Source organism: Spongiibacter pelagi (genome assembly GCF_014705705.1).
GTDB classification, from domain to species: domain Bacteria; phylum Pseudomonadota; class Gammaproteobacteria; order Pseudomonadales; family Spongiibacteraceae; genus Spongiibacter; species Spongiibacter pelagi.
In genome coordinates this window covers 1-25,618 of the sequence record NZ_JACXLD010000007.1, presented here as the reverse complement: position 1 = coordinate 25,618, position 25,618 = coordinate 1, and the positions used below count along the sequence as shown (strand labels likewise).

Annotated in this window: 31 protein-coding genes; 16 read left to right on the top strand and 15 right to left on the bottom strand. The window is 51.3% G+C overall.

Annotated elements, in window-relative coordinates; translation table 11 throughout:
- Positions 1 to 226: 226 nt before the first annotated feature.
- The 3 genes from rpsI to zapE form a co-directional block, all read right to left on the bottom strand.
- Positions 227 to 619 carry a 30S ribosomal protein S9 gene (rpsI, locus tag IB286_RS11975; protein WP_190765860.1) on the bottom strand — a complete coding sequence of 131 codons (393 nt, stop codon included), beginning with the start codon at positions 617 to 619 and terminating at the stop codon, positions 227 to 229.
- A 10-nt stretch (positions 620 to 629) separates the two neighbouring features.
- Positions 630 to 1,058 (bottom strand): 50S ribosomal protein L13, encoded by a 429-nt coding sequence (gene rplM / locus IB286_RS11970; RefSeq protein WP_190765858.1) that lies wholly within the window; start codon positions 1,056 to 1,058, stop codon positions 630 to 632.
- 105 nt (positions 1,059 to 1,163) lie between these two features.
- On the bottom strand, positions 1,164 to 2,270 hold the full coding sequence (gene zapE, locus IB286_RS11965; protein ID WP_190766125.1) for a cell division protein ZapE: 1,107 nt from the start codon (positions 2,268 to 2,270) through the stop codon (positions 1,164 to 1,166).
- A 187-nt stretch (positions 2,271 to 2,457) separates the two neighbouring features.
- Between zapE and IB286_RS11960 the strand changes: the two genes are divergently transcribed.
- The gene (locus IB286_RS11960) at positions 2,458 to 2,934 is read left to right on the top strand and encodes a YhcB family protein (RefSeq protein WP_190765856.1); all 477 of its coding nucleotides are present in this window, start codon (positions 2,458 to 2,460) and stop codon (positions 2,932 to 2,934) included.
- Between the two features lies 1 nt (position 2,935).
- On the opposite strand, the gene IB286_RS11955 is transcribed toward IB286_RS11960, so the two are convergent.
- The gene (locus IB286_RS11955; protein ID WP_223826356.1) at positions 2,936 to 3,712 is read right to left on the bottom strand and encodes a Nif3-like dinuclear metal center hexameric protein; all 777 of its coding nucleotides are present in this window, start codon (positions 3,710 to 3,712) and stop codon (positions 2,936 to 2,938) included.
- A 125-nt stretch (positions 3,713 to 3,837) separates the two neighbouring features.
- On the opposite strand from IB286_RS11955, the gene IB286_RS11950 reads away from it, so the two are divergent.
- On the top strand, positions 3,838 to 4,899 hold the full coding sequence (locus IB286_RS11950; RefSeq protein WP_317889755.1) for a trypsin-like peptidase domain-containing protein: 1,062 nt from the start codon (positions 3,838 to 3,840) through the stop codon (positions 4,897 to 4,899).
- 9 nt (positions 4,900 to 4,908) lie between these two features.
- Here IB286_RS11950 and hisC read toward each other — a convergent pair whose 3' ends face one another.
- The 6 genes from hisC to IB286_RS11920 all read right to left on the bottom strand — a co-directional run bounded on the left by hisC (position 4,909) and on the right by IB286_RS11920 (position 10,346).
- Positions 4,909 to 5,973, bottom strand: coding sequence for a histidinol-phosphate transaminase (gene hisC / locus IB286_RS11945; protein ID WP_190765852.1), 1,065 nt, complete (start codon positions 5,971 to 5,973; stop codon positions 4,909 to 4,911).
- A complete protein-coding gene (gene hisD, locus IB286_RS11940; protein WP_190765850.1) occupies positions 5,970 to 7,289 on the bottom strand; it encodes a histidinol dehydrogenase in 1,320 nt (439 codons plus the stop codon). Before hisD ends, hisC begins: the two co-directional genes overlap by 4 nt.
- On the bottom strand, positions 7,282 to 7,941 hold the full coding sequence (gene hisG / locus IB286_RS11935) for an ATP phosphoribosyltransferase (protein ID WP_190765848.1): 660 nt from the start codon (positions 7,939 to 7,941) through the stop codon (positions 7,282 to 7,284). The genes hisD and hisG overlap by 8 nt, the downstream gene beginning before the upstream one ends.
- A gap of 33 nt (positions 7,942 to 7,974) precedes the next feature.
- Entirely contained in the window at positions 7,975 to 9,240 is a 1,266-nt protein-coding gene (murA, locus tag IB286_RS11930; protein WP_190765846.1) for a UDP-N-acetylglucosamine 1-carboxyvinyltransferase, read from the bottom strand.
- Positions 9,241 to 9,465, bottom strand: coding sequence for a BolA family protein (locus tag IB286_RS11925; RefSeq protein WP_190765845.1), 225 nt, complete (start codon positions 9,463 to 9,465; stop codon positions 9,241 to 9,243).
- A 152-nt stretch (positions 9,466 to 9,617) separates the two neighbouring features.
- Entirely contained in the window at positions 9,618 to 10,346 is a 729-nt protein-coding gene (locus IB286_RS11920) for an MlaC/ttg2D family ABC transporter substrate-binding protein (RefSeq protein WP_190765843.1), read from the bottom strand.
- A 198-nt stretch (positions 10,347 to 10,544) separates the two neighbouring features.
- Between IB286_RS11920 and IB286_RS11915 the strand changes: the two genes are divergently transcribed.
- The 12 genes from IB286_RS11915 (at position 10,545) to yjgA (ending at position 19,581) form a co-directional block, all read left to right on the top strand.
- A complete protein-coding gene (locus tag IB286_RS11915) occupies positions 10,545 to 11,510 on the top strand; it encodes a KpsF/GutQ family sugar-phosphate isomerase (protein ID WP_190765841.1) in 966 nt (321 codons plus the stop codon).
- A 50-nt stretch (positions 11,511 to 11,560) separates the two neighbouring features.
- Positions 11,561 to 12,082 carry a KdsC family phosphatase gene (locus IB286_RS11910; protein WP_190765839.1) on the top strand — a complete coding sequence of 174 codons (522 nt, stop codon included), beginning with the start codon at positions 11,561 to 11,563 and terminating at the stop codon, positions 12,080 to 12,082.
- The gene (lptC, locus tag IB286_RS11905) at positions 12,083 to 12,646 is read left to right on the top strand and encodes an LPS export ABC transporter periplasmic protein LptC (protein ID WP_190765837.1); all 564 of its coding nucleotides are present in this window, start codon (positions 12,083 to 12,085) and stop codon (positions 12,644 to 12,646) included.
- Positions 12,636 to 13,187 (top strand): lipopolysaccharide transport periplasmic protein LptA, encoded by a 552-nt coding sequence (lptA, locus tag IB286_RS11900; protein ID WP_190765835.1) that lies wholly within the window; start codon positions 12,636 to 12,638, stop codon positions 13,185 to 13,187. The genes lptC and lptA overlap by 11 nt, the downstream gene beginning before the upstream one ends.
- On the top strand, positions 13,187 to 13,912 hold the full coding sequence (gene lptB, locus IB286_RS11895) for an LPS export ABC transporter ATP-binding protein (protein WP_190765833.1): 726 nt from the start codon (positions 13,187 to 13,189) through the stop codon (positions 13,910 to 13,912). The genes lptA and lptB overlap by 1 nt, the downstream gene beginning before the upstream one ends.
- Before the next feature lie 141 nt (positions 13,913 to 14,053).
- On the top strand, positions 14,054 to 15,574 hold the full coding sequence (locus IB286_RS11890; RefSeq protein ID WP_190765831.1) for an RNA polymerase factor sigma-54: 1,521 nt from the start codon (positions 14,054 to 14,056) through the stop codon (positions 15,572 to 15,574).
- Positions 15,575 to 15,621: 47 nt separating this feature from the next.
- Positions 15,622 to 15,909, top strand: a complete 288-nt coding sequence (gene hpf, locus IB286_RS11885; RefSeq protein WP_190765829.1) for a ribosome hibernation-promoting factor, HPF/YfiA family — start codon at positions 15,622 to 15,624, stop codon at positions 15,907 to 15,909.
- Positions 15,910 to 15,927: 18 nt separating this feature from the next.
- A complete protein-coding gene (locus IB286_RS11880; protein WP_190765827.1) occupies positions 15,928 to 16,383 on the top strand; it encodes a PTS sugar transporter subunit IIA in 456 nt (151 codons plus the stop codon).
- On the top strand, positions 16,380 to 17,231 hold the full coding sequence (gene rapZ, locus IB286_RS11875) for an RNase adapter RapZ (protein WP_190765825.1): 852 nt from the start codon (positions 16,380 to 16,382) through the stop codon (positions 17,229 to 17,231). The genes IB286_RS11880 and rapZ overlap by 4 nt, the downstream gene beginning before the upstream one ends.
- A gap of 75 nt (positions 17,232 to 17,306) precedes the next feature.
- Positions 17,307 to 17,576: an HPr family phosphocarrier protein gene (locus tag IB286_RS11870; protein ID WP_190765823.1), complete on the top strand. Its 270-nt coding sequence runs from the start codon at positions 17,307 to 17,309 to the stop codon at positions 17,574 to 17,576.
- Positions 17,577 to 17,662: 86 nt separating this feature from the next.
- Positions 17,663 to 19,021, top strand: a complete 1,359-nt coding sequence (gene mgtE / locus IB286_RS11865; RefSeq protein WP_190765821.1) for a magnesium transporter — start codon at positions 17,663 to 17,665, stop codon at positions 19,019 to 19,021.
- Between the two features lie 32 nt (positions 19,022 to 19,053).
- Positions 19,054 to 19,581: a ribosome biogenesis factor YjgA gene (yjgA, locus tag IB286_RS11860; RefSeq protein WP_223826355.1), complete on the top strand. Its 528-nt coding sequence runs from the start codon at positions 19,054 to 19,056 to the stop codon at positions 19,579 to 19,581.
- Here the strand turns inward: yjgA and IB286_RS11855 are convergent.
- The 3 genes from IB286_RS11855 to IB286_RS11845 all read right to left on the bottom strand — a co-directional run bounded on the left by IB286_RS11855 (position 19,578) and on the right by IB286_RS11845 (position 22,342).
- Complete coding sequence (locus IB286_RS11855; protein WP_190765819.1) at positions 19,578 to 20,000, bottom strand: hypothetical protein; 423 nt, start codon at positions 19,998 to 20,000, stop codon at positions 19,578 to 19,580. The genes yjgA and IB286_RS11855 overlap by 4 nt on opposite strands.
- Positions 20,001 to 20,102: 102 nt before the next feature.
- A complete protein-coding gene (gene ilvN, locus IB286_RS11850) occupies positions 20,103 to 20,594 on the bottom strand; it encodes an acetolactate synthase small subunit (RefSeq protein WP_190765817.1) in 492 nt (163 codons plus the stop codon).
- Entirely contained in the window at positions 20,594 to 22,342 is a 1,749-nt protein-coding gene (locus tag IB286_RS11845) for an acetolactate synthase 3 large subunit (protein ID WP_190765815.1), read from the bottom strand. The genes ilvN and IB286_RS11845 overlap by 1 nt, the downstream gene beginning before the upstream one ends.
- A 530-nt stretch (positions 22,343 to 22,872) precedes the next feature.
- Here IB286_RS11845 and IB286_RS11840 point away from each other — a divergent pair.
- Positions 22,873 to 23,328 (top strand): DUF4124 domain-containing protein, encoded by a 456-nt coding sequence (locus IB286_RS11840; protein ID WP_190765813.1) that lies wholly within the window; start codon positions 22,873 to 22,875, stop codon positions 23,326 to 23,328.
- Positions 23,329 to 23,358: 30 nt separating this feature from the next.
- Here IB286_RS11840 and IB286_RS11835 read toward each other — a convergent pair whose 3' ends face one another.
- Positions 23,359 to 23,769, bottom strand: coding sequence for a gamma-glutamylcyclotransferase family protein (locus IB286_RS11835; RefSeq protein ID WP_190765811.1), 411 nt, complete (start codon positions 23,767 to 23,769; stop codon positions 23,359 to 23,361).
- A gap of 273 nt (positions 23,770 to 24,042) precedes the next feature.
- Between IB286_RS11835 and IB286_RS11830 the strand changes: the two genes are divergently transcribed.
- Positions 24,043 to 25,257: a tyrosine-type recombinase/integrase gene (locus tag IB286_RS11830; RefSeq protein ID WP_190765808.1), complete on the top strand. Its 1,215-nt coding sequence runs from the start codon at positions 24,043 to 24,045 to the stop codon at positions 25,255 to 25,257.
- A 280-nt stretch (positions 25,258 to 25,537) separates the two neighbouring features.
- Here IB286_RS11830 and IB286_RS15815 read toward each other — a convergent pair.
- The coding region (locus tag IB286_RS15815) for an IS3 family transposase (protein WP_398285165.1) at positions 25,538 to 25,618 on the bottom strand (81 nt) is incomplete at its 5' end.

Sequence of the window (25,618 nt, the reverse complement as noted above, 5' to 3'; positions counted from 1 at the left end):
CTGGTTTAGAAACCCGGTCACCCGCATTTCCTGATGGCGCAACTTAGGCACCTAAATTATAAAAGGCAGAAATATAATAACTTTGGCTGTTGGTGACAAGGAAGCGATGCGCTTTCGTCCATTTATTCTTATTTCTGTCTTAAAAAAAACGCCCACAAACAAGGCTTGCGGGCGTTTTCGGTTGTACTGACAATGCAGTCTCTCCCAGCCTGATGGCTGCAGCGAATTAACGCTTGGAGAATTGTGGCTTTCTACGCGCCTTGCGAAGACCAACCTTCTTACGCTCAACTTCACGAGCATCACGCGTCACATAACCAGCACGACGCAGATCACCACGCAGGGCTTCGTCGTATTGCATCAGCGCACGAGTAATACCGTGACGAATAGCACCGGCCTGACCGAAGCTGCCACCACCACTAACAGTGACTTTAACGTCGAACTTCTCGCCCATTTCAACCAACTCAAGTGGTTGACGAACGATCATACGAGCAACTTCACGTCCGAAGTATTCGTCAAGGCTGCGATTGTTAACAGAGATCTGACCACTACCAGCCTGCAAAAATACACGCGCAGAAGAGGTTTTTCGGCGACCAGTACCATAGTATTGAGTAACGGACATTTCGCTTACCTTAGATATTCAGTTCAGCTGGCTGTTGAGCAGCATGTGGATGCTCGGTGCCGGCGTAGACTTTGAGTTTCTTGAACATGGCGCGACCCAGTGGGTTGCGTGGCAGCATGCCGCGAACCGCACTCTGAATTACCCGCTCAGGCGCTTTATCAATGAGCTTTTCAAAGCTCATTGATTTCAAACCACCGGGATAACCCGTGTGGTGATGATACATTTTATCTGTAGTTTTGCTGCCAGTTACGCGAACTTTCTCAGCATTAACTACTACGATGTAGTCGCCGGTATCAACATGAGGTGTATACTCAGGCTTGTGCTTACCACGCAGGCGGTGCGCAATCTCACTGGCCAGACGACCCAATGTTTTATCGGCGGCGTCAACCACGAACCACTCGTGAGTTACTGCTTCTGGTTTTGCACTAAAGGTTTTCATTTTCTTGCCTTTGGGAACCGTACCGATCAAAGAGCGCGAATTCTACAGACGCACCAAACCTTTTTCAAGCGAAAATTCGGCTTTTTATAATTCAAACCAAAACCCTTACGGGCGATGCTCTGTAGCAAGGTAACTCTCTGATTGCATTTCTAAAAGTCGACTGCAAGTTCGCTCAAATTCGAACTCCAACCGACCACCCGAATAAAGTGACTCCAGCTCAACCTCTGCTGAAATCACCAATTTAACGTTGCGATCATAAAACTCATCGATCAAATTGATGAACCGCCGAGCTTGATCATCCCGCCCCGCCCCTAACTGGGGTACATTGCTCAGGACGACCGCATGGAAGATACGCGCCAACTCAATGTAATCATACTGACTGCGCGGCCCGTCACAGAGCTCAGCAAAATCAAACCAAGCCACATCATCGGCCACATAGCGCGCCATTATCCCGCGCCCTTCGATATCCAGACGCAAATCATGCTGCGGCTCTTCGGGCGCCAAACGACGGAAACTATCCATCAAACTGACTTCCGCCGCCGGATCGAGAGGCGAGTGATAAAGCTCGGCCTGCTCAAGCGTGCGCAGGCGGTAATCCACACCCCCATCGACATTCACCACTTCAGTGTGCTTTTTCAGCAGCGCAATAGCCGGCAGAAAGCGCGCTCGCTGCAAGCCGTCTTTATATAGGCCATCTGGCACAATATTCGAGGTTGCCACCAGAACCACGCCACGCTCAAACAAACGCTGAAACAAGCCAGCAAGAATCATCGCGTCGGTAATATCGGTGACGAAAAATTCATCAAAGCAGATCACCCGCGCCTCTTCAGCTATCCGATCCGCCACCAAAATCAGCGGATTCTTCTCTCCCGCCAGCGCTTTAAGGTCTTTATGGACTCGCTGCATAAAGCGGTGAAAGTGCGCCCGCATTTTATTTTCAAAGGGCAGCGTGTCAAAAAAGGTATCCATGAGATAGGTTTTACCACGCCCAACGCCACCCCAAAAATACAGCCCCCGAATTAAAACAGGCTCGGGTTTACGCCCGAACAAGCCGCCGACTTTTGCCTTAAAGCCCGAGGGCGCTAACGTCGGCGCAGCACAAAGCTCATCGAACAGGCGTTGCAAGCATTCGACCGCATGCTGCTGGGCGGAATCATGGGAAAAGTCCGGCTTTTCCAAGTCGCGCTGATAGCGCTGAAGTGGTGTTGGCATAACGATGGATAGCGGGCGATTGAAGAGGTTGGCAACTTTACCGACTGTGCCAGTTATTTTCAATTTTACTACGCTGCCGACTCAGCGTCCGCAAATTAAAAACAATCGACAGAAAATTGCACCCCAAGGGATGCGATTCCAGCGCTCACGGTTTTATACTGTGAATACTGACAAAGGAGTAATACACGTGTACGAACTGGGGACTTTGATTTCTTTTGCCGCAGGCAGCCTTATTGCTGGCTTGATTCTGGGCTATTTTGTTCTAACCAAGCTGAAGCCAGAGCAACAAAGTCGCGCTGCGCTCGAAAAACAAATCAATGAAATGCACAAGCAACAACTGGATTACCAAACCCAAGTCAGCGGCCATTTTGACCGCACCGCAGAATTGCTGAATGACTTGGCGGAAAGCTACCGCAATGTTCACAACCACATTGCCAAAGGCGCGCAGGATTTACACGGCACCGGCATCAGCCCCCTACAGCCGCTCCCCGAAGGCCGCCCCGTTCTGGAAAGCAAACCGGGCAAAACCCAACACTCACAGCAGCCGCTGGACTATGCGCCCCGCCAACCCGGCAGCCCCGGCGCACTGCACGAAGAATTCGGCTTAGAGAAAAATCACAAACCCAAAGAAGAAGCCGAGCCGCCCGCACCGCCAGTAATGTAAATCAGGCAGGATTGTCGATATCGACAAACACATGCTCAAGGCCCAAGCTCTCCGCTAGGGCCTGAGCCAATGCCTGAACACCGTAGCGTTCCGTGGCATGATGCCCTGCCGCAATGTAATGCACCCCCTGCTCGCGCGCACTGAGAATTGTAGGCTCAGACACCTCGCCACTCAGATACGCATCCACCCCCAATCTTGCCGCTTTATCAATATAAGATTGAGCCGCGCCGGTACACCAAGCTATACGCGAAATTGGCTTGTCGCCCACCGCCTCTAGCAATGGCACCCTTCCCAGCTTTTCCGCTACAACTTGGGCAAATTCCTGAGCGGGCATTGGCGTGGACAAAGTCCCGACATTACCCACCGGGTTTTTCGACGAATCCATACCGCCCTCAATATTAATGCCCAGCAAGCGGGCAAGCTGAGCGTTATTTCCCAGCTCAGGGTGAGCATCCAAGGGCAAATGGTAGGCCACCAAATTGATATTATGCTCAATCAATAGACCCAGGCGGCGGCGCTTCATCCCTGTCAACACTGGGTTCTCACCACGCCAGAAATAACCGTGATGCACTAAAATCAGATCGGCCTGCATCTCGATAGCCGCCTCTATTAATGCCTGAGACGCCGTCACCCCCGACACAATTTTTCGAATCTCTGAGCGCCCCTCAACCTGTAATCCATTGGGGCAATAATCATCAAACAACTCCGGTTTCATCATCGCATTGGCGGATGCCAGAAATTCCGAGAGCGCAACTCCTGCAAGCTTGTTATCAGGCAAACCTTGATCCTCTTAAATTCGATTTCGATGTAAATCGTGATAGTCTAGCCGCTCTTTTTCAAGCGCTAGATGACCGACAAGCCCCGCAGCCCAACTTGCAGCCCAAGCCATATCAGGAACAACCGGTGAACCTCTCCAGTCATAAATTGCTTTCTTTTATCTGGCCAGCGCTGTGCGGGGTGTTACTGGGTCTGTGTATTCTTTTTTATAAGCAGATTGGCGACAACGGCGATTATAGCCAAGCCGTAGAGCGAGCGGCTCCCTCAGTGGTGAATATCTACACCACCAAAATTGTTGAGCAACAACACCCCCTCGCTAGCGACCCTTTTTTCCGTCATTTTTTTAGTCGAGGCAATGGCAGTCGCCAGCAATTGAGCCGCAGCCTTGGCTCGGGCGTAATCGTTAGCGACGACGGCTTTATTCTCACCAACTACCACGTTATCCAAGGCGCTAATGAAATTTTGGTGATGCTGCACGATGGCCGGCAAGCGCTCGCCACCATTGTCGGCAGCGATGCCGATACCGATCTTGCCGTTTTGAAAGTCAGCCTCGAAAAACTCAACCCCATCGAGGTAACCAACCCGGATCGCATCAAAGTTGGCAACCCTGTGCTAGCTATCGGCAACCCCTATGGCTTTGGCCAAACCGTCACCCAAGGCATTGTCAGCGCCACCGGACGCTACGGCTTAGGTATCAGCCAATTTGAAAACTTCATTCAAACAGATGCCGCAATTAACCCCGGCAATTCGGGCGGCGCACTCATTGATATTCAAGGACGGCTGCTCGGCATCAATACTGTTATTTACACTCAAACTGGCGGCGCTACCGGTATTGGCTTGGCCATTCCCAGCGATCTTGCACTGCGCACGATGTCTGACCTTATCCAGTATGGACGTCCGGTTAGAGGCTGGCTGGGAATAGAGGTTAGACCCCTCTTCAACGGCGAAAATGGCGTGATGGTAACCGGCGTTGCCAATAACAGCCCCGCCAGTGCAGCTGGCGTGAAGAGCGGCGATATACTGGTAGAAATAAACGGCGAAGCGGTGGGCGATGGCCACGAAGGCATGAAGCTGATCGCCTTCACCCGCCCCGGCGAAAAAGTGACACTGAGCCTGTTTCGCAACCAAGAAAAACTCAAGGTAGAAACCGAGGTCAGCGTCTACCCCGGCTTGATTACCCGCTCTTAAATTACCATTCTATTTTGAACCCAGAATAGCCTCGAGCGCTTCTAACAATTTGCTATTCTGTTGCGAAGTACCAATGGTAATTCGCAGAAATTGCGCAATACGCTCACTCATAAAATGGCGCACAATGACTTTGCGCTCTCGCAGAGCCGCCGCCAGTTCACCCGCATCGCGCTCGGCATGACGACAAAAAACAAAATTGGCCGCCGAAGGCAAAACCTCAAAGCCCATCGCGCTTAAACGATCGACCAAGGCTTCACGCTCACGAATGACATCATCTCGGCACTGCTGAAAATAACCATCGTCTTCAAAAGCGGCAACGGCACCAGCTTGGGCCAGCTTATCGAGCGGATAGGAATTAAAACTGTTTTTAACCCGCTCAAGCGCCTCAATCAGCTCTGGATGCCCCAACGCCAAACCCACCCGCATACCCGCCAAGGAACGGGATTTACTCAAGGTTTGCACCACCAACAGATTGTCATAGCGGTCGATTAATTTTGCCGCCGACTCACCGCCAAAATCGATATACGCCTCATCGACCACGACGACCGTCTCAGTATTTACTTTCAGCAGTCGTTCAATTTCATCTAAAGACAACAAGCACCCTGTCGGAGCATTCGGGTTGGGGAAAATAATACCGCCGTTCAAACCATCGTATTTTTCCACCCGGATTTTGAATTGCTCATCCAGTGGCACGGTTTCGAATGCTTGCCGATAAAGACCGCAGTAAACCGGGTAAAAGCTGTAGGTGATATCTGGAAATAATAGCGGCCGTTCAGGATTAAACAGCGCCTGAAAAGTATGGGCCAGCACTTCATCAGAGCCATTGCCAACAAACACGCAATCCGGCGTCAAATTATAGTAATTGGCAATGGTCGCCTTAAGGGCAGAGGCGTCCGGATCTGGGTACAAACGCAAACCTTCGCCGGTGGCCGCCGAGATCGCCGCCAAAACCTTAGGCGAAGGCGGAAACGGATTTTCATTGGTATTGAGTTTGACCAAATCCTGAATTTTGGGTTGCTCGCCAGGCACATAGGGCACAAGCTTTTTAATCAGCGGATTCCAAAATCGACTCATGATTTAGCGTCTACTCCAAGACGGTATTCCGCGCTGACCGCGTGAGCGACCAACGATTCACCACGCGCCAGAACCGAGGCGACTTGCGCCAAGTTCTGCGCACCCGCAGGTGAACAATTAATTAATGATGAGCGCTTCTGAAAATCATACACACCTAGTGGTGAGGAGAAACGCGCCGTGCCCGAGGTTGGCAACACATGGTTTGGCCCTGCGCAGTAATCGCCCAGCGCTTCCGGAGTGTGACGACCCAAAAAGATGGCACCGGCGTGACGGATCTGCGGCAAATATTGCTCCGGCTCTTCAACCGACAACTCCAAATGCTCAGGCGCAATCCGATTAATCAGCTCAATCGCCTCAGCCATATCCGCAACGTCAATCAAGGCACCACGACCAGAGAGCGACTTGCGAATAATCTCCGAACGCGGCATATCCGCAAGCAAACGCTCGATGCTAGCTTCTACTCGATCAAGATAGGCCGCATCGGGGCACAACAAAATCGACTGCGCATCTTCATCGTGCTCAGCCTGCGAGAACAGATCCATGGCGATCCAATCAGGATCAGTCAGACCATCGCAGACCACTAAAATCTCCGAGGGACCGGCAATCATATCCAGCCCAACGCGACCGAACACTTGCTGCTTGGCCGTGGCCACATAGATATTGCCGGGGCCAACAATTTTGTCGACCCGAGGAATGGTTTCGGTGCCAAACGCCAGTGCGGCAACAGCCTGCGCGCCACCAATGGTAAACACTCGATCAACGCCAGCAATCGCCGCCGCCGCCAATACCATTTCATTAAGCTCTCCGCCGGGAGTCGGGGAAACCATAATTAACTCTGGCACCCCGGCAACTTTTGCGGGAATGGCATTCATTAGAACAGAAGAAGGATAGGTCGCCTTGCCACCGGGCACATACAAACCCACCCGATCCATTGGCCGAATTTGCTGACCGAGCACTGTGCCGTCTGCCTCGGTGTAAGACCACGACTCCTGACGCTGATGCTGGTGATAATCGCGAACTCGCTGGGCAGCCACTTCCAGCGCCTGCCGCTGGGCTTGATCGATATTATCCAACGCAGCCAACAAGCGAGATTGTGGAATCTCCAGCTCAGCCGCAACATTGATATTCAAGCGATCAAAGGCAGCACAATACTCAAGTAAGGCCGCATCGCCACGCTGTTTTATAGCCGCAATAACTTCAGACACTGTCTGCACGACTGCGGGATTAGAAACCGAATCCCAAGCCAGCAAAGCATCCAGCTGGACAGAAAAATCCGCCGCACCTGAATTCAAACGGCGCATTAATGCCTCAGCCATTCGCCACCTCGGCCACCTGACGTGAGGCCACGGCCGCCTCAAGGCGCTCAATAATGCCCTGCACCTCACGGTGTTTGCGCTTCATGGCCGCTTTATTAACCACCACGCGTGAGCTCACCTCAGCAATCATATCGCGCGGCTCCATGCCATTGGCGCGCAAGGTATTACCGGTGTCGACAATATCCACGATCAAGTCAGCGAGATTCATCAGCGGCGCCAACTCCATTGCACCATAGAGTTTGATTAGCTCTACCTGAATACCGCGCTCGGCAAAGTGCCGCCGGGCCACATTCACGAATTTGGTCGCGACCCGCACGCGCCCCTGAGGCAGAGGCTCATCTTTACGCCCCGCCGTCATCAATTTACAGCGCGCAATATTGAGATCCAGCGGCTCGTACATATCCTCAGAGCCCAGCTCCAACAGCATATCCTTGCCAGCAATACCAATATCTGCCGAACCCAACTTAACGTAGGTGGGCACATCGGTGCCGCGAATCACAATCAAATTAATATGGGCATGATTAGTCGGGAAAATCAGCTTGCGGCTGCTGGAAATATCTTCCAGCGGCTCAATACCCGCTTCCGCCAACAGCGGTAGGGTCTCTTTCAAAATACGCCCCTTGGTCAGGGCAATAGTAATGGGTTGTTCCACAAGCTTACTCCCAGCGGCTATGCGCTGAATTCATTATTCCTTAACGCGACGGATTACCGCGCCCAAGGCCAACATCTTTTCTTCAATACATTCATAACCGCGATCAATATGGTAAATCCGGTCAATCAGTGTCTCACCATCGGCAACGAGACCCGCAATAACCAAACTCGCCGATGCCCGCAGGTCACTGGCCATGACCGGCGCGCCTTTTAGGCGCTCAATTCCAGTGATGATGACAGTATTGCCTTCCACACTGATCTTGGCGCCCATGCGCACCATTTCATGAGCTTGAATCAGACGGTTTTCAAAAATGGTTTCCGTAACCCGGCCGGTTCCCTCTGCCACCGCATTTAGCGCCGTAAATTGCGCCTGCATATCGGTGGGAAACCCAGGGTAAGGCATGGTTTTAACATTAACGGCGCGAGGACGCTTGCCGTGCATATCCAAACTAATCCAGCCTTCACCAACTTGAATATCCGCGCCGGCTTCTTCAAGTTTAACCAGAATGGCTTCCATGGCATGGGCATCAATATCATGCATTTTGATCTGCCCGCGTGACGCCGCCGCAGCCACAAGGTAGGTACCCGCTTCAATGCGGTCTGGCATTACCGTGTAATCACAGGCGCCCAGCTTTTCAACGCCATCAATGGTAATGGTGGCGGTGCCATGCCCCTGAATTTTGGCGCCCATGGCAATCAGCATATTGGCCAGATCGACAATCTCGGGTTCGCGCGCCGCATTCTCAAGCACCGTGCGCCCCTCGGCCAAACACGCCGCCATCAGCACATTTTCTGTGCCGCCAACGGTGACCATATCAAACAGAATGTGCGCGCCTTTCAGGCGACCGCTAGGCACATGGGCAGAAATATAACCGCCATCTATTTCAATCACCGCGCCCATGGCTTCCAGCCCGCGCAGGTGTTGATCAACGGGTCGGCTACCGATGGCACAACCACCTGGGAAAGACACCCGCGCCGAACCAAAGTGTGCCAACAGCGGGCCCAGCACCAAAATTGAGGCGCGCATGGTTTTCACCAGCTCATAGGGCGCTGTGGTATTGCTGGTAGTGGCCCCGTTAATTTCGAGGCAATGCTGCTCGTCCAGCATCAGTTCCGTGCCCATGCTGCGCAATAACGCAATCATGGTCGTAATATCTTGCAGATGAGGCAATTTGCGAATTTTGACTGGCTCGCTGGCCAGCAGCGCCGCCGCCAAAATGGGCAATGCCGCGTTCTTCGATCCGGAAACCCGAATCTCGCCGCGAAGAGGACCTCCGCCGCGTATTAACAATTTATCCATTTATGCCTCAGCCACGGTCAGGGCTTTGATATTCACAGCGTGCACGCTGCCATCGCGAATCATGTCATTTAACGCGGCATACACCATCTGTTGACGCTTTACCGGGCGCAAGCCTTCAAAAACATCGCTGACAACTTTGACATCAAAATGACTTCCATCGCCGCCAACCTCAATAGTGGCGTCGGTAAAATGTGCTTTCAGTTGTTCGCTAATTTGTTCTTGCATGCCAATTCCGGGAATCAATCGATGAATAAGCGCCGAATTGTACGGAATTCAAGGCTTGGGCGCGACAGCTTGGTGAAAAAAGCCCAGACAAATATGGGAAGAAAATAGCGCCCGCAAAATGCGAGCGCCATCAAATTTATAAAGGGGGGCGATTACTCTGCCGAAGCTTGCTGCTCCATGACTTCTTGTGGGGTTACCGTCCAATTCTCGATAACTTTGTCGATATCACCACCTTCAGTTTTGGCCGCAGCGAGAAATTGGTTTTGATAAATCTGCCCTAAGTTCAAGCCTTCAATAATAACATTGCGCAACTTCCACTCTCCGCCCTTGCCCTGACTGAGGCTGTAGACAATTTCGTAGGGCTTGCTGCGTTCGCCATAAATATACTGGCGCACACTTACCGTGCCCTTCAATTGCTCTGGCTTGGCGTCTTTAAATGACACCTCAGTCGCCTTACCACCTTCAGTCACAATCAGCTCGGGCTGGACTTCAATGCGGTTACCATTAAATGCCAGCAAACCTTTTGAATAGGTATTGATCAGGCCATCACGAAAGGTATCGGTAAACTTAAACACGCGATCACGGAAAGCTTTGCGCTCTTCTTCCGTTTGCAATTGGCGATAGGCGGTGCTGCTGCCGTAATCACCCATCACACCGCGAGCAAAACTCTGAAAATCCACCACTTCATTCATGATTCGCAGAATTTCGCGGGTGAAGCGCGGCTCATCCTCATCGATGTAGCCCTTGGCCTCCTCAATAACTTGCAGCAACTCCTGGGTAGTATCGGCAACGACCTGATAAGGCCCCTTAGCGACATTCGCACTGGCTAGCGATGCCCCCAACAGCACAGAGAACAGTACAAAACACCACTTTTTAAACATTGCTTATCACCTTAGTCCGTTCTAATTGGTTGCCAGCGTGTCTAACAATGAGCTTCGGCGCCAGCATTTTCATTTGTCATTCTTTGACCCGATTCTAGCGCAGAGGACTTCATGGTCCGAGCACATCAAACCTGTTAATTTTTCACAATCGAACATATCATAGCGAAAATTAATACCAGCTTAAGGACACACTCGGTAATGCCTTCGCTTAGAGAATCGGCACAGCGCGCTATTACTCAGGAACGAGACGCAGTCAGCGCCCTTTTAACAAAAATTGATGCCAGCTTCGATCAAGCTTGCGAACTGATTTTAAACTGCCAAGGCCGCGTAGTGGTCACCGGCATGGGCAAATCTGGCCACATTGGCAATAAAATTGCCGCTACCCTTGCCAGCACCGGCACTCCCGCCTTTTTTGTACACCCCGGCGAAGCCAGCCACGGTGATATGGGCATGATTACCGCAGGCGACGTCGTCATTGCCCTATCCAACTCAGGCAGTACTGGCGAACTCGTTACCATTCTACCGCTGTTGAAATTACTCGCTGTACCCGTGATTGCCATGACCGGCAACCCCGCGTCAGAACTGGCTACCGGCGCCGATGTACACCTCGATGTTGGCGTTGAACAGGAAGCCTGCCCGCTAAATTTAGCGCCGACTTCCAGCACCACTGTTGCGCTAGTCATGGGCGACGCCTTGGCAATCGCCCTATTGGAAGCACGTGGTTTTACCGCCGATGATTTTGCGTTTTCTCACCCCGGCGGCGCACTGGGCCGACGCCTATTGTTGAAAATTGACAGCATTATGCACACCGGCGATGAAATCCCGGTGGTCAGCAATAATTGCCTAATGAAAGAAGCCTTGCTGGAAATGAGCCAGAAAGCGCTGGGCATGACCACGGTTGTTGATGCCGATGGCAAACTTTGCGGCATTTTTACTGACGGCGACCTGCGTCGGGCAATTGACCGCAGCATTGATATTCACAGCGCACCAATTCAAGAAGTGATGACCCAAAACTGCCGCACCATTTCCCCCGGCACTATGGCCGCCGAGGCTTTGCGCATTATGGAAGACAATAAAATTACGGTACTGGTCGCCACCGATGAACAAGGCCGCCCAGCAGGAGTCATACATACTCACGACTTGCTAAAAGCGGGCGTGGCATAACGCGCTCTGAACAAAAACAACAATTTCATTACACAAAAACATTATTGGCAATGAACAGCATTATTGAAAAAGCCCGCCAGATCACCCTACTGGCCATGGATGTCGATGGCGTACTCACCGACGGCAGCCTCTACTTCGGCAATAGCGGCGAAGAACTCAAAGCCTTCTCCATTCTCGACGGACTCGGCATTAAATTATTGCGCGACGCAGGCATTACCCCGGCCATTATCACCGGCCGCAGCTCCAAATTACTGGAACGCCGCGCCGCAGAATTGAAAATCGAGTTAATTTATCAAGGCCGCGAAGATAAAGGCACGGCGCTAGAAGAGCTACGCCAAGACCAGGGGCTCGATTACAAGCAAATCGCCTATGTTGGCGATGACTTGCCCGACCTCGCCGCTGTTCGTGCCGCCGGTTTAGGCATCACCGTAGCCAATGGCCACTACTTTGTCGCCCAGCACGCAGACTGGACAACCCGTGCCAGCGGCGGCAATGGCGCCATTCGCGAGATTTGCGAGTTCATTCTAAAATCCCAAGGTTTGCTTGAATCCGCGCTGGAGCAATACCTGTAAATGAGCCACCCGTTTCGCATCAACCTGACCTCGGTTATTTCCGTGATCACCGCGATTATCGGTACGGTAATCTATCTGACCCAATTCAGCGAAAGCGGTAAATTAAGTCTCGTTCCCTCCGTAGAAAACCAGCGGAATATCGACTCCGAACTGCGCGGCCTTGAAGGTGTAAAATTCCGTGAAGACGGACAGATTGCCTATAGCTGGAAGGCCGAGCGCGCCCAGCGGTTTTTAGACAGCGGCCAAATCCAACTTAAGCAACCCTCCTACCTTGGCAGTGTCGGCCAGCGCCCGTGGACAGCCGATGCCGATATCGGCGAACTGAGCCGCAATGGCGAACAGCTCGACTTACAAGGCGCAGTATTAGTTCGAGATCTGATTCGCGAAGCGGAAATTCAGACAGAAACCCTGCGCATCGATCTGGAAACCAACTTCGTTACCACCCAGAGCCCAATGATCCTAAAACTACCCAATGGCTACACCGAATCGGTTGGCATGAATGCCAATCTGGTCGCCGAAAAAGTAGAACTGCTCAGCCAAATCCGGGGGCATTATGAACCTTAAATCGCTCCTGTTTATTAGCGCATTGGCCTACGCCAATCTTGTTTCTGCCCTGCCCGACGACCGCAGCCAAGCGATTAACCTCAGCTCTGACAGCGCCAGTTACGAAAGCAATCAAGGCACCTATACCGGCAATGTAGAAATGAGCCAAGGCAGCCTAAAGATCAAAGCCGACAAACTCACTATTGTTGAGTCTGAGCGCAAGGTGGATACAGTGATCGCCGAAGGCGCACCCGCGAGCTTTGAACAGCAAACTAATGCCAGCGAAGGCGTAGTTACCGCGAGCGCCAACCGCATTGAATACCGCATCGACAATGAAGAAATCCTGTTGTTAAACAATGCCGAAATCAGCCATCAAGGCTCGCGCATAAGCGGCGATCGGATTTTTTATAATGGCCGCAAACAAACGGTAGTTGCAGATGGCGGCAATACTGAGCAAGAAACCCGGGTGAAGATGATTCTTCAACCCCAAGCGGCGCCTGAAACTAAGCCCTCTACAATTAAACCCGGTTCAGAGCCTGCCACGAAAAAGGAAATTCGATAATGCCGGTATTACAAGCCAGCAATCTCGCCAAATCCTACAAGGGCCGGCAAGTAATCAAAGACGTTTCAATCTCCATTCGCAGTGGCGAAATCGTCGGTCTGCTAGGCCCAAATGGCGCCGGCAAAACCACCTGCTTTTATATGATTGTCGGCATCGTCAACGCCGATCGCGGCAAGATCATGCTAGACGACCAAGACCTGACTGCCATGTCGATTCAGGGTCGCGCCCGCCGAGGAGTCGGCTATTTACCTCAGGAAGCGTCTGTATTTAGAAAGCTCAGCGTGGCCAACAATATCATGGCGATCCTAGAAACCCGCCGCGACCTGAACCGCAAGCAGCGCAAGGAAAAACTCGAGTCACTGCTCGAAGAATTCCACATTACCCATATCCGCGACTCCCAAGGTATGGCCCTGTCTGGCGGGGAGCGACGCCGGGTAGAAATTGCCCGCGCACTGGCCACCGAACCCAGCTTTATTCTGCTCGACGAGCCTTTTGCCGGCGTTGACCCCATTTCTGTTGCCGATATTCAGCATATTATCCGCCACCTGCAAAACCGTGGGATTGGCGTATTAATCACCGACCACAACGTCCGTGAAACGCTAGATATCTGCGAAAAAGCCTACATCGTGGGCGAAGGCCGAATTGTTGCCGAAGGGAACGCCGAACAAGTTCTGAACAACCAAGTTGTTCGAGATATTTATCTGGGTGAGAAATTTTCACTTTGATCAAAAAATCGGCACAGCACTTGCTTAATTCGCCCTTGCAGCGACTGTTTTTGCAGACTACACTCTGAGTTAAAAGAAAGCCCTATTTTTATACGTGGGCTTTGTCACCCGCTAACGGTTTGCTGAGTTTAGAAGCCATCTATGAAACAATCGCTACAGCTAAAAGTCGGTCAGCAATTGACCATGACCCCCCAGCTGCAACAGGCGATTCGACTACTTCAACTCTCTACCCTCGACCTTCAGCAAGAAATTCAAGCCGCATTGGATTCCAACCCCCTGCTGGAAGTCAGTGATGACAACGACGCCGAGCCAGAAACAGCAAAACGCGACGAAGACTCTCACTCCCAAGAAGAATCACACGCTCACAAAGAGAGCAGCAAAAGCAGCTCAGAGAGCGCCGACAGCGAGCCCTCACCGCGTAGCGATGAAGATAGCGACTGGGCTGAGCGCAACGACATTCCCGAAGACCTCCCTGTAGACACCCAATGGGACGACGTCTTCCAAACCAGCAGCAGTGTCGGCGGTAGCCTCAGCGGCGATGACAGCGATTTTGGCAATGAATTTCGCCACAGCAGCTCCGACTCACTGCAAGACCATCTGCGCTGGCAACTCAATCTCAGCCGTCTATCTGAAATCGACACCCATATTGCCGACGCCATTATCGATGCCATTGATGAAAAAGGCCGCTTAACGCAGTCACCAGAAGAACTGGTTGAAGCGTTTAACGATGAAAACATCGAAATTGAAGAGGTCAATGCGGTTCTACACCTGATTCAGCAATTCGATCCTCCGGGCGTAGGCGGTCAGAATTTACAAGAATGCCTGCTGATTCAGTTGCGACAACTCGACCAAAAACTGCCCTATGTCAAAGAAGCGCAAGCCGTTGTCCGCGACTATATGCCTATGCTGGGCAACCGGGATTACGCGCAAATTATGCGCAAGTGCAAACTGAAAGAAGATGACCTGAAAGCGGTTTTACAGGTGATTCAATCGCTCAACCCTACTCCCGGCGATATGATTACCGACAGCGACACCGAGTACGTGGTACCCGATGTGTTTGTCACTAAAAAAGAAGGTCGCTGGCTGGTTGAGCTAAACCCAGACATCGCCCCCAAAATACAAATAAACGCCAGCTATGCCGCACTAGCCAAAGGCACCAGCAAAAGCAGTGACACCGACTATATTCGCGATAATCTGCAAGAAGCTCGCTGGTTTATCAAAAGCCTACAAAGCCGCAACGAAACACTAATGAAGGTCGCTAGCAAAATAGTGGAATATCAGCGCGGATTTTTGGAACATGGTGAAGAAGCCATGAAACCGCTGGTGCTGCACGATATTGCCGAAGCCATCGGCATGCATGAGTCGACCATTTCACGGGTCACCACCCAAAAATACATGCATACCCCGCGCGGTATTTTCGAGCTGAAATTCTTTTTCTCCAGCCATGTTTCAACCGATACTGGCGGAGAGTGTTCATCCACGGCAATTCGTGCGTTAATCAAAAAACTGGTTGCCGCCGAAAACCCGCGCAAACCCTTGAGTGATAGCAAAATTGCCACCCTGTTGGCAGATCAAGGCATTCAAGTGGCCAGGCGCACCATTGCCAAATACAGAGAATCACTGGTCATTCCTCCCTCCAATGAGAGGAAGCGGCTGGTTTAGCTGCCACGCCGTGAGGCGCCGCTTGTTTTGTTAATAAGGAGCAAGATATGCAGATTACTGTCAGTGGCCATCACGTCGAAGTTACCGAACCACTTCGCGACTACGTCAACAACAAGCTTGCCAAACTCCAACGTCACTTCGACAATATCACCAACGCTGACGTCACCCTGACTGTTGATAAACTGATCCAAAAAGCGGAAGCCAATGTCCACGTTGCCGGCGCAGACCTATTTGCCACCTGCGAATCCGACGATATGTACGCCGCTATCGACAGCATGACGGACAAGCTCGATCGTCAACTTATCAAACACAAGGAAAAAGTATTGGGCCGTTAAGGCCCTTTTCTTTCAATCATGAACTTCACCTCCATCCTCAGCCCCCTACGCACGCAACAGGGGGCCGCTGTAAGCAGCAAAAAGCGGCTGTTGGAGCTGGTAGCAGAAATCACCAGCTCCGCCGACAGCCGTTTTAATTCTGATGAACTGTTCAACCAGCTACTGGCCCGCGAACGTCTAGGCAGTACTGGTCTTGGCAAAGGCGTGGCCATTCCGCACTGCCGCAGTAGCCAATGCGACAGTATTACCGGCGTTCTAATCAGCCTAGAAAAAGGCATTGATTTTGAAGCCATTGACGATCAAGTGGTGGATCTTGTGTTCGCCCTCATCGTGCCCGAACAAGCTCACGGCGAACACCTAAAAGTCCTCGCTGCCCTGGCCGAGGCCTTTGAAAACGCCAGTTTCCGTAACGAATTACGCAAAGCCGAAGACGATCAAGGCCTGTATGAAGTGGCTATCAAGGGGCTAGAGTGAAACTTATTATCCTCAGTGGACGATCCGGCGCGGGAAAAAGTACCGCCCTCAACCAACTTGAGGACGAGGGCTATTACGCCATCGACAATCTACCGGTTTCACTTCTGCCGGCACTGGTCAGCGAGCTTTCTCGCAGTAAGCTGAAAGTACACAAGCGGGTTGCCGTTTGTATCGATGCTCGCAATTCCGCTACCGAGCTGAATCAATTCTCCGGCATGCTGGAAAGTCTCAAAAAAAGCGCCGAGCTGAAGATTATTTTTCTCGACGCCAATGACAATGAACTGATTAAACGCTTCAGTGAAACTCGGCGCCGACATCCGCTAAGCAATAACTCGCTGCCCCTATCTGACGCGATCCGACTCGAACAACAACTGCTTGACCCCATTGCTGCCGAAGCCGCCTTTGTTATCGACAGCAGCTCAATGACCGTTCACGAATTACGCGATGTGATTCGTGACCGACTCATGGGCCAAGATGGCAACTCACTTGCCGTGCAGTTGAAATCCTTTGGCTTCAAGCGCGGCCTGCCTATTGATGCCGATCAGGTATTTGATTTGCGCATGCTACCCAATCCACATTGGGAGCCTAGCTTAAGAAAATTAGACGGCCGCGACCCCGCTATTCAGGATTTTTTATCCGACCACCCAATGGTGGAAGCTATGCACGGCGATATTCTCCATTTTCTGCAACAATGGATTCCTAAAATAGAAGGCTCTAACCGCAGCTATTTTACTGTTGCCATTGGCTGCACCGGCGGACAACATCGTTCGGTATATATGGTGGAGCGCTTGGCCAAGTCGCTGGCAGAAACCGTTCCACAGCTACAGGTCAGGCACCGGGAGCTATAACGGCAAGCATCAAAAATACGCGGCACAGAAAACACGCTATAACAACAAGCTAAACCAATAGGAAACCCACCCGGCATGGTTGAAACCACCATCACCGTTATCAACAAACTTGGCCTCCACGCCCGTGCAGCCTCAAAGTTTGTCACCACCGCCAGCGCCTTTGCCGCCAGCACCACCGTTAGCAAAGACGGCCGCTCGGTCGACGGTAAAAGCATCATGTCGATTATGATGCTGGCAGCCAGCCAGGGCTCGCAATTGCATATTGCTTGCGAAGGGGAAGACGAAAACCTAGCGCTAGATGCCATCACCGCGTTGATCAACGATTATTTCGGCGAAGGCGAATAATCCACTCAATCCCGCCGTTTTCTATTTGTCGTTCCCCTGAGTTTCAAGGATAATTTCACCACCCTAAATCCGACCTAGAAGGCATCATGGCGCAGTCTGCAGAACACATTACGCCCAAGAGCCACCTCGAGATTCTCAACGAGGCGCTAGGCAGTGGGGCAACCATGCAGATCCGGCGGATGCTTAACGGCCTTCCCGCCGCCGATGCCGCTCACCTGATCGACTCCAGTCCGCCGAATATTCGAGCCGTTTTGTGGCAACTGGTTGATAGCGAAAACGAAGGTGACATCATTCAGTACCTCAGCGACGAGGTACAGGCACAGTTCCTGCGGCAAATGGACGCCGAGGAAGTTGCCGCCATCACCGAAGGTCTGGAAGCGGACGATGTTGCCGACATTCTGCAACAACTGCCCGACCGTGTTATCCGCGAAGTTCTGGATAGCATGGACCATCAGGATCGTATTCGGGTAGAGCATATTCTTACCTACGACGAGTACAGTGCCGGTGGTCTGATGAACACCGACACCATTACCGTGCGGCCGAATATTACGCTGGACGTTGTACTGCGCTATTTGCGCCGCCATGAAGAACTGCCCGCGATGACGGATAGTCTGCTGGTCGTAAACCGCAACGACCAATTTATCGGCGCCTTACCGCTGCGTAAACTATTGGTTTCCGACCCCAGTGTGACGGTTCGGGAAATCATGGATACCGATGTCGAACCAATCCCGGCGAATATGTCGCAACGTGATGTGGCCAATTTGTTCGAACGCCACGACTGGGTATCAGCACCGGTTATTGATGAAAACCAAACCCTGCTGGGTCGCATCACCATCGATGACGTGGTTGATGTTATTCGTGAAGAGTCCGACCACTCACTGATGAGTATGGCCGGTCTGGACGAAGACGAAGACACCTTCGCCTCAGTTCGCAGCACCATACCCCGCCGCGCAATTTGGCTAGGCATAAACTTGCTTACGGCCTTTATTGCCTCAGGTGTGATTAATCTCTTTGAGGCCACTATCGAAAAAGTGGTCGCCCTCGCCGTACTGATGCCCATTGTCGCCAGCATGGGCGGCGTTGCCGGCACTCAAACCCTCACGGTAGTTATTCGCGGCATGGCCATGGGCCAAATTCAACGCAATAACAGCCGCTGGCTGATCAATCGTGAAATGTTGGTTGGCGCCATCAATGGCCTGATATGGGCTGGCATTGTTGCACTGGCCGCAGGGCTATGGTTCCAAGACCCTGTGATTGGCGGCGTTATCGCCGCCGCACTCGTCATCAATTTGGTTACTGCCGGATTGGCGGGGGCCGTGCTACCACTGGTTCTCAAGAGCCTCAAAATAGATCCGGCACTGGCGGGTGGCGTAGTATTAACCACGGTTACCGATGTTGTCGGCTTCATGTCCTTTCTCGGGCTGGCCACCTACTTTTACGCCTGAGCTCACCAAGCCAATTTATATAGAGAAACACATTGAACGACCAATACGATTTTGATGGCCAACAAGAGCCGCCCAGCAAAACCGCCCGCAAAAAAGAAATGCTGGCGCTACAGGAGCTGGGCAATAAATTACTCGACTTCAGCAAGGTTGAGCTAGATAAGCTGCAGCTCGACGCTACACTCCGCGAAGCCCTCGATACCGCAAGAAGAATCAAAAGCCGGGAAGGTCTGCGCCGACAAATGCAGTTTATCGGCAAGCTAATGCGTCAAACCGACACCAGCGCCATTGAACAGGCCATTGAAGAAAAGGAACAGGGTAAGAAAGAGCTAACCCGCCGTTTTCACGCCCTTGAAAACCTGCGCGACCTACTGGTCGAAAAAGGCACCGCAGGCATGGAGTTGGTTATCGAACAATTCCCAGATATTGACCGTCAGCACCTGCGCAATCTACTGATGCAGGCCGACAAAGAACGCAAAAACAATAAGCCCCCAGCGGCCAGCCGCAAGCTTTTTAAATACCTGCGCGAACTGGATGAACAGCAACCGGGCACGGACATTTAATCGTCTCCGGAACGCTCCTCGATCTCCAGTTTCACTTTTGCCCGCAACTCAAATGCTCGCACAATCACATAGGCAATCAGCGCAAAAATAAAGAACACCAGCAGCATCCAAGCAATCGATTGCAGAGATTCAACAATAGTGCGGTAAATCTCCAACACCCAGCGGTCGGCATTCAACACCGGCGGCGTGAAATGTTCATTCGGCGCCATTAAAAAATTTTCTAAATAATGGATGCGCACACCGCCGGAGATCCCCACTACATAGATGGCAAATTTCAGGTACTTGGTCCAAGCAAAGGCGATATCGCTGGCGACAATCCGCTCGAGAATCCCATCAATCGGCTTGGCAAACACTCTGGCCACAATAAAACAGACCAGCAAAGACACCAGAAAGGTAATACCCAATAAAGATAAAAACATAGCGCGCTCCATCTAGCTAAGTGGGTTCAGAAGAACATATTCTGCGGGCATAAAAAAGCCCCCTTTCCCAAAGAAAAGAGGGCTGATAAAACACAGAAGCGATTACAAACTCAGTACTTTCTCGCCACGGGCAATACCCGAAACACCGCTACGCACCACTTCCATAATCGCAACTTCGCCAACCGCCTCTAAGAACGAGTCCAGCTTGTCGGCCGCACCGGTGATCTGAATGGTGTAAACACTGGGACCCACATCCACGATCTGACCACGGAAGATATCAGTACAGCGCTTGATCTCAGCACGCTGAGCACCGGTTGCACGCACTTTCACCAACATCAGTTCGCGCTCAATATGCGCACCCTCTGACAAATCGACCAGCTTCACCACATCAACCAAACGGTTAAGGTGCTTGGTGATTTGCTCGATCTTGTGATCATCACCAATTGTGGTCAGGGTCAGGCGCGACAAAGTTTTGTCTTCAGTAGGCGCTACGTTCAGCGTTTCAATATTGTAGCCACGCTGTGAAAACAGACCAACAACCCGTGACAATGCGCCGGGCTCATTTTCCAATAGAACAGAAATAATACGACGCATTAGGTACGCTCCGTTTTGCTCAGCCACATGTCGCGCATGCTGCCGTTAGGGGCAACCTGCATGGGATAGACGTGCTCATGGGGATCAACCTGAATATCCATAAAGACCAGCTCGTCCTTGCGGGCGAACACTTCTTTCATAGCGTCTTCAAGGTCACTGAGTTTAGTTACCTTCACGCCGTGATGATGGTAAGCCTCAGCCAACTTGATAAAGTCTGGCAGTGAGTCTTCATACACGCTCTGCGAGTAACGACCTTCGTACTGCATGTCTTGCCACTGCTTAACCATACCCAGATAGCCGTTGTACAAGTTCAGAATTTTCACCGGAATTTTGTACTGCGCACAGGTCGACAACTCCTGAATATTCATCTGGATACTGCCTTCGCCGGTCACACAGGCAACGTCTGCATCTGGGAACGCGAGTTTTACGCCCATCGCCGCTGGCAAACCAAAACCCATAGTGCCCAGACCGCCGGAATTGATCCAACGACGCGGCTTGTCAAACTTGTAATACTGCGCGGCAAACATCTGGTGCTGACCTACGTCAGAAGTTACAAAGGCTTCGCCCTTGGTCACTTTGCACAGCGTTTCAATAACTTGCTGCGGCTTGATGAAATCCGTGGTCACATCGTAACGGGGCGCCGTCCACAGGCCGTGGTTATCGCGCCACTCATCAATTTGCTCCCACCAAACTTTCAAGGCTTTTTGATCTGGCAATTCCGGCTGCGCCTGACGCAACTCACGAACCACGGCAATCAAATCAGCCAATACCGAATCTACCGGCCCAACAATAGGCACATCGGCATTGATGGTTTTTGAGATCGATGCCGGATCAATATCAATGTGAATGATTTTGGCACCGGGGCAGAATTTGCTGGTGGTATTGGTCACGCGGTCATCAAAGCGCGCACCTACCGCCAGAATTACATCTGAGTGGTGCATGGCATTATTAGCTTCATAGAAACCGTGCATACCCAACATACCCAGATACTGACGATCGCTGGCAGGATAGCCACCCAAACCCATCAGGGTGTTGGTTACCGGGAAATTCAGCTCCTGCGCCAGCTCAGTCAACTGAGGCGCGGCATTACCCTGAATAACCCCACCACCGCTATAAATAACGGGGCGACGAGCGGCTAGCAGCAATTGGGCCGCTTTCTTAATTTGCCCAGAATGACCGCGGCTGGCCGGAGTGTATGAGCGGATTTTGACCTTCTTGGGGTACTCGTACTCGTACTTGTCGTGAGGATTGGTTAAATCCTTCGGCAAGTCGATCACCACAGGGCCCGGACGACCGCTGGCGGCAATATAAAACGCCTTGCGGATCATCTCTGGAATCTGTTCGGTTTTGGTCACCTGGAAGCTGTGCTTCACGATAGGACGACAAATACCCAACATATCGGTTTCTTGGAAAGCGTCTTCGCCAATCAAATGGCTCTGTACCTGACCAGACAGCACCACCATTGGAATCGAATCCATATAGGCGGTAGCAATACCGGTAATGGCATTGGTGGCGCCGGGACCAGACGTTACCAGCACCACACCGGGCTTGCCGGTCGCACGTGCGTAACCGTCTGCAGCGTGGGTCGCCGCCTGTTCGTGGCGCACCAAAATATGGGGCACCTTACACTTATTAAACAATGCATCGTAAATATGCAGAACCGCACCACCGGGATAGCCGAAGATGAATTCAACACCTTCGTCTTCCAGTGCGCGAGCGATCATTTCGCCGCCTGATAACAACTCCACTGAGAGTTCCTCGCTGTATCGAAATCTAAAAACAACAACACACCGACCCAAGGGCCAGTGCAAAAAAGATAAATTCTTAAGTGTCGAAACACATACCTCCGAAAGCCATTTACACTGCACTAAGTCAGACGCAAAAAGCGCTTTCGGGCGAATCGCCGTTTGCTGCCGCAGCAGCTTTTTTGTGCTTCGCCGGATAACGCGAAGCGGGCAATCTCGCAACACAGGTCATGTGTCTGCAGAGGAATGGAACCGGCTAAAACCGGCAACACAACACGAATAGTTGCGCTCTGTGCTAGATAACTGCAGGTAAGCAGTGAGAAGACAGCCATTTTGCCCCAAATCCAAAGGACTAGGGACAGGCTGCACATTTTTTAATCTGGGGGCAAAAAAGTCAAGTCAAACAGGGCATTAAGTCAGCAATTCGAAAACAAAAAACCAGATCACAAATTCATTTACCCACTTTTGTCCGCCGTAAAAATTCTGCCATACTTAAGGATAACCTTTTGGCCAGCCAAACCGGATGACACCGCATGACTCAATTTCGCCCTCTTCTGATTGCTTGCGCGAGCTTGTTAATTACGGGCACCGCACTGGCAGATTCCGACGGCTACTACCGCTGGCAAGATGAAAGCGGCGGCTTACACTACTCACAAAAGCCACCTGTTGGCCGAAACTACGAATTTATCAAAGATAATTTCAGCAAAGCGCGTAGCACTCGTACTCAAGTTGAAGTTGAAGCCGACTCAGCGCCAACAGCAAACAACAACCTAATCCCAGCGCCGACCAATGAGTCTGGCATGCAGGCCATGCCTCCCAAAGACCCCGAGCGTTGCGCCCAAGCCAAACGCAATCTTCAAACCTTAAACAGCGAAGGCGTACGCATTCGCACCACCGATGAAAATGGCCAATCACGTTTTCTCAACGCCGAAGAAATTGAAGAACAGCGCGAACGCGCTAAAGCAGCACAAGGCGTATTTTGCGAGTAGATGTGTAAAGTAAGACTAAGGGATTCGGATTTAAACCGAATCCCAGCCCTTGTAATGCTGCTCAAAGCGCGCCTTACCGGATTTCAAAAACGCCTCAAAATCCCACTCAAACGCCTCCAAAACATGCACATACTCAGGGCGGATAACGTAAGTCTGAGCCGCAATCGCACTGCCATCTGCGAGCATCACTTGCACCTGCTGACGATCGTACATCTCACCCTCAAAAGCATCGAGACGTTGCCAGCCAGCACCACTCACATTGCGGATAATTGCACCCGGCACACTCTCACCTTCTAATGCAATCATGCCCGGATACTCCTCGCCCTTAATCGCACGGCGAACAAAGCCCTCCAACCGCGCCGGCTCACACAGAAGCGGCTCGCCAGCCACCTCTGAGACAATGTCTTCACACATCAGCGAACCGTAGGCAAACAGGTGCATATTTTTACTCACTAAAGGAAGAAAATTTCGGCGAAAAAAAACCCGCTGAATCAGCGGGTCTTTTAATAATGGCGGAGAAGGAGAACGTCGCAAACAGTAATGCATAAGACTGACTGGACAAAAACATTACATAAACCCCCTTTATTTGCAGAGTATTGTAATTCCAAATAGTACAATACATCCAGTGAGAACTTTCGAATCCACAAAAATTGACGGTCTTATTGACGGTCTGCCGTTCTGGCTCCCATCAACAATGCAACGGACGCCTTTCATATGCCACTTACTGCAACAGCCATTAAAAACGCAAAACCAACAGACAAAGATCAGAAGCTGTACGACCAAGGCGGTCTGTATTTAATGGTTCGGAAATCAGGTACTAAAACCTGGAAGTATGGCTACTGGGGGGCCAATGGCAAACAGGGCACCTATACCATAGGCGACTATCCAGAAATCAGCTTGCAGGAGGCTAGGGAGGCCCACTTAAAGGCGAGGAGACTTGTAGGCGAAGGGATTAACCCTACTGAAGGAAAACGCCAGCAAGCAGCCAAACTAGCCATTCAAGAAAAGCGATTTAGTGACTATTGCAAGGAATGGATAGCAAAGCAGAATTATGCGCGCTCTACGCTTGGCGACTTGGAACAACGGCTAGAAAAGAATATATATTCTGGCTTAGATAAGCGTCCCGTGGATAGCTATTCAACCAGAGACTTACTAGACATTCTTACACCTGTAGCGCAGCGGGGAGCAAAAGAAACCGCCAAGCGCATGGCTGGCATCATGCGCCAAGTGTTTAACGACCTTCTACTATTGGGCCTAATCGACAATAACCCCGCCCAAGGTCTAGCTGAATTACTGCCTAAACCAGACCATCGACAGAAATCCAACTTTGGCCATATCACGGATAAAGTTGACCTGAAAAATCTACTGACCCAGATTCATAACCCCAGCCCAAGGCAAAGCCCGATTACCACTGCAGCACTCAAACTCATGCCTTTACTCTTTCTACGGCCATACAATATCCGGCACATGAAATGGGACTACATCGACTTTGACACTGCAATGCTCACCATCCCAGCCGAGGAAATGAAGTCTAACCGCGAGTTGAAAGTACCACTTGCCGTTCAGGCTATTGCCATTCTTCAGGAGGTACGGGAAATGAATAAACCCGGCCCATATGTATTTATTACCAGTCACGGGCACGGCAAACCAATGAGTGAAAACACCACCACCGCCGCAATCAAAAGACTAATCAATCCAAATACAAATGAAACTTATGGCACCGGGTTCATGACCAGTCACGGATTCCGTCATACCGCCAGCACCTTTCTCAATGAAATGGGCTATTCACCTGATGCCGTCGAGCTTCAGCTGGCCCACACGAATAAAGACAGAGTCCGAGCCACTTACAACAAGGCTCAGCTCTTAGATGAGCGAATCCGCATGATGCAGGAATGGGCGGACTATCTGGAAAATCTGAGAAAAACCTAAGCCGCCCAATACCAGAATAAATAAGAATTATCCGAACTATCGGACACAAATATTCACCCCCACCAAAACGCAAATTTCTTCAGATAAATTTTTTTTACTGGTTCAGCATGACTCCTAAGCCCAAGTTGGACTGATTGGGCCTAATGATCAAATTGTTGAATAAGGAGGCATTATGCCTGTGAAAGCCAGTAGTCATACTGAAGTGAATGACCATGATTCCATCTGTTGAATTGCATCCAAAACTGACCCACTGAGGATGCGGATAATTTCTTGGACTTATTTATGTCACTAACCCCAAACTTTCACGGTACTCGATGGGGCTGAGATAACCAAGAGACATTTTGATCCGCTTTTCGTTGTA

Coding starts and splice junctions, on each gene's coding strand:
- hisC (WP_190765852.1), bottom strand. CDS start 5,973: ATGAGTCGATTTTGGAATCCGCTGATTAAAAAGCTTGTGCCCTATGTG.
- IB286_RS11830 (WP_190765808.1), top strand. CDS start 24,043: ATGCCACTTACTGCAACAGCCATTAAAAACGCAAAACCAACAGACAAA.
- murA (WP_190765846.1), bottom strand. CDS start 9,240: ATGGATAAATTGTTAATACGCGGCGGAGGTCCTCTTCGCGGCGAGATT.
- rplM (WP_190765858.1), bottom strand. CDS start 1,058: ATGAAAACCTTTAGTGCAAAACCAGAAGCAGTAACTCACGAGTGGTTC.
- mgtE (WP_190765821.1), top strand. CDS start 17,663: ATGGCGCAGTCTGCAGAACACATTACGCCCAAGAGCCACCTCGAGATT.
- lptB (WP_190765833.1), top strand. CDS start 13,187: ATGCCGGTATTACAAGCCAGCAATCTCGCCAAATCCTACAAGGGCCGG.
- zapE (WP_190766125.1), bottom strand. CDS start 2,270: ATGCCAACACCACTTCAGCGCTATCAGCGCGACTTGGAAAAGCCGGAC.
- IB286_RS11890 (WP_190765831.1), top strand. CDS start 14,054: ATGAAACAATCGCTACAGCTAAAAGTCGGTCAGCAATTGACCATGACC.
- lptC (WP_190765837.1), top strand. CDS start 12,083: ATGAGCCACCCGTTTCGCATCAACCTGACCTCGGTTATTTCCGTGATC.
- IB286_RS11925 (WP_190765845.1), bottom strand. CDS start 9,465: ATGCAAGAACAAATTAGCGAACAACTGAAAGCACATTTTACCGACGCC.
- IB286_RS11855 (WP_190765819.1), bottom strand. CDS start 20,000: ATGTTTTTATCTTTATTGGGTATTACCTTTCTGGTGTCTTTGCTGGTC.
- IB286_RS11920 (WP_190765843.1), bottom strand. CDS start 10,346: ATGTTTAAAAAGTGGTGTTTTGTACTGTTCTCTGTGCTGTTGGGGGCA.
- rpsI (WP_190765860.1), bottom strand. CDS start 619: ATGTCCGTTACTCAATACTATGGTACTGGTCGCCGAAAAACCTCTTCT.
- IB286_RS11915 (WP_190765841.1), top strand. CDS start 10,545: ATGCCTTCGCTTAGAGAATCGGCACAGCGCGCTATTACTCAGGAACGA.
- hisD (WP_190765850.1), bottom strand. CDS start 7,289: ATGGCTGAGGCATTAATGCGCCGTTTGAATTCAGGTGCGGCGGATTTT.
- IB286_RS11880 (WP_190765827.1), top strand. CDS start 15,928: ATGAACTTCACCTCCATCCTCAGCCCCCTACGCACGCAACAGGGGGCC.
- lptA (WP_190765835.1), top strand. CDS start 12,636: ATGAACCTTAAATCGCTCCTGTTTATTAGCGCATTGGCCTACGCCAAT.
- ilvN (WP_190765817.1), bottom strand. CDS start 20,594: ATGCGTCGTATTATTTCTGTTCTATTGGAAAATGAGCCCGGCGCATTG.
- IB286_RS11910 (WP_190765839.1), top strand. CDS start 11,561: ATGAACAGCATTATTGAAAAAGCCCGCCAGATCACCCTACTGGCCATG.
- hpf (WP_190765829.1), top strand. CDS start 15,622: ATGCAGATTACTGTCAGTGGCCATCACGTCGAAGTTACCGAACCACTT.
- IB286_RS11870 (WP_190765823.1), top strand. CDS start 17,307: ATGGTTGAAACCACCATCACCGTTATCAACAAACTTGGCCTCCACGCC.
- IB286_RS11835 (WP_190765811.1), bottom strand. CDS start 23,769: ATGCACCTGTTTGCCTACGGTTCGCTGATGTGTGAAGACATTGTCTCA.
- IB286_RS11840 (WP_190765813.1), top strand. CDS start 22,873: ATGACTCAATTTCGCCCTCTTCTGATTGCTTGCGCGAGCTTGTTAATT.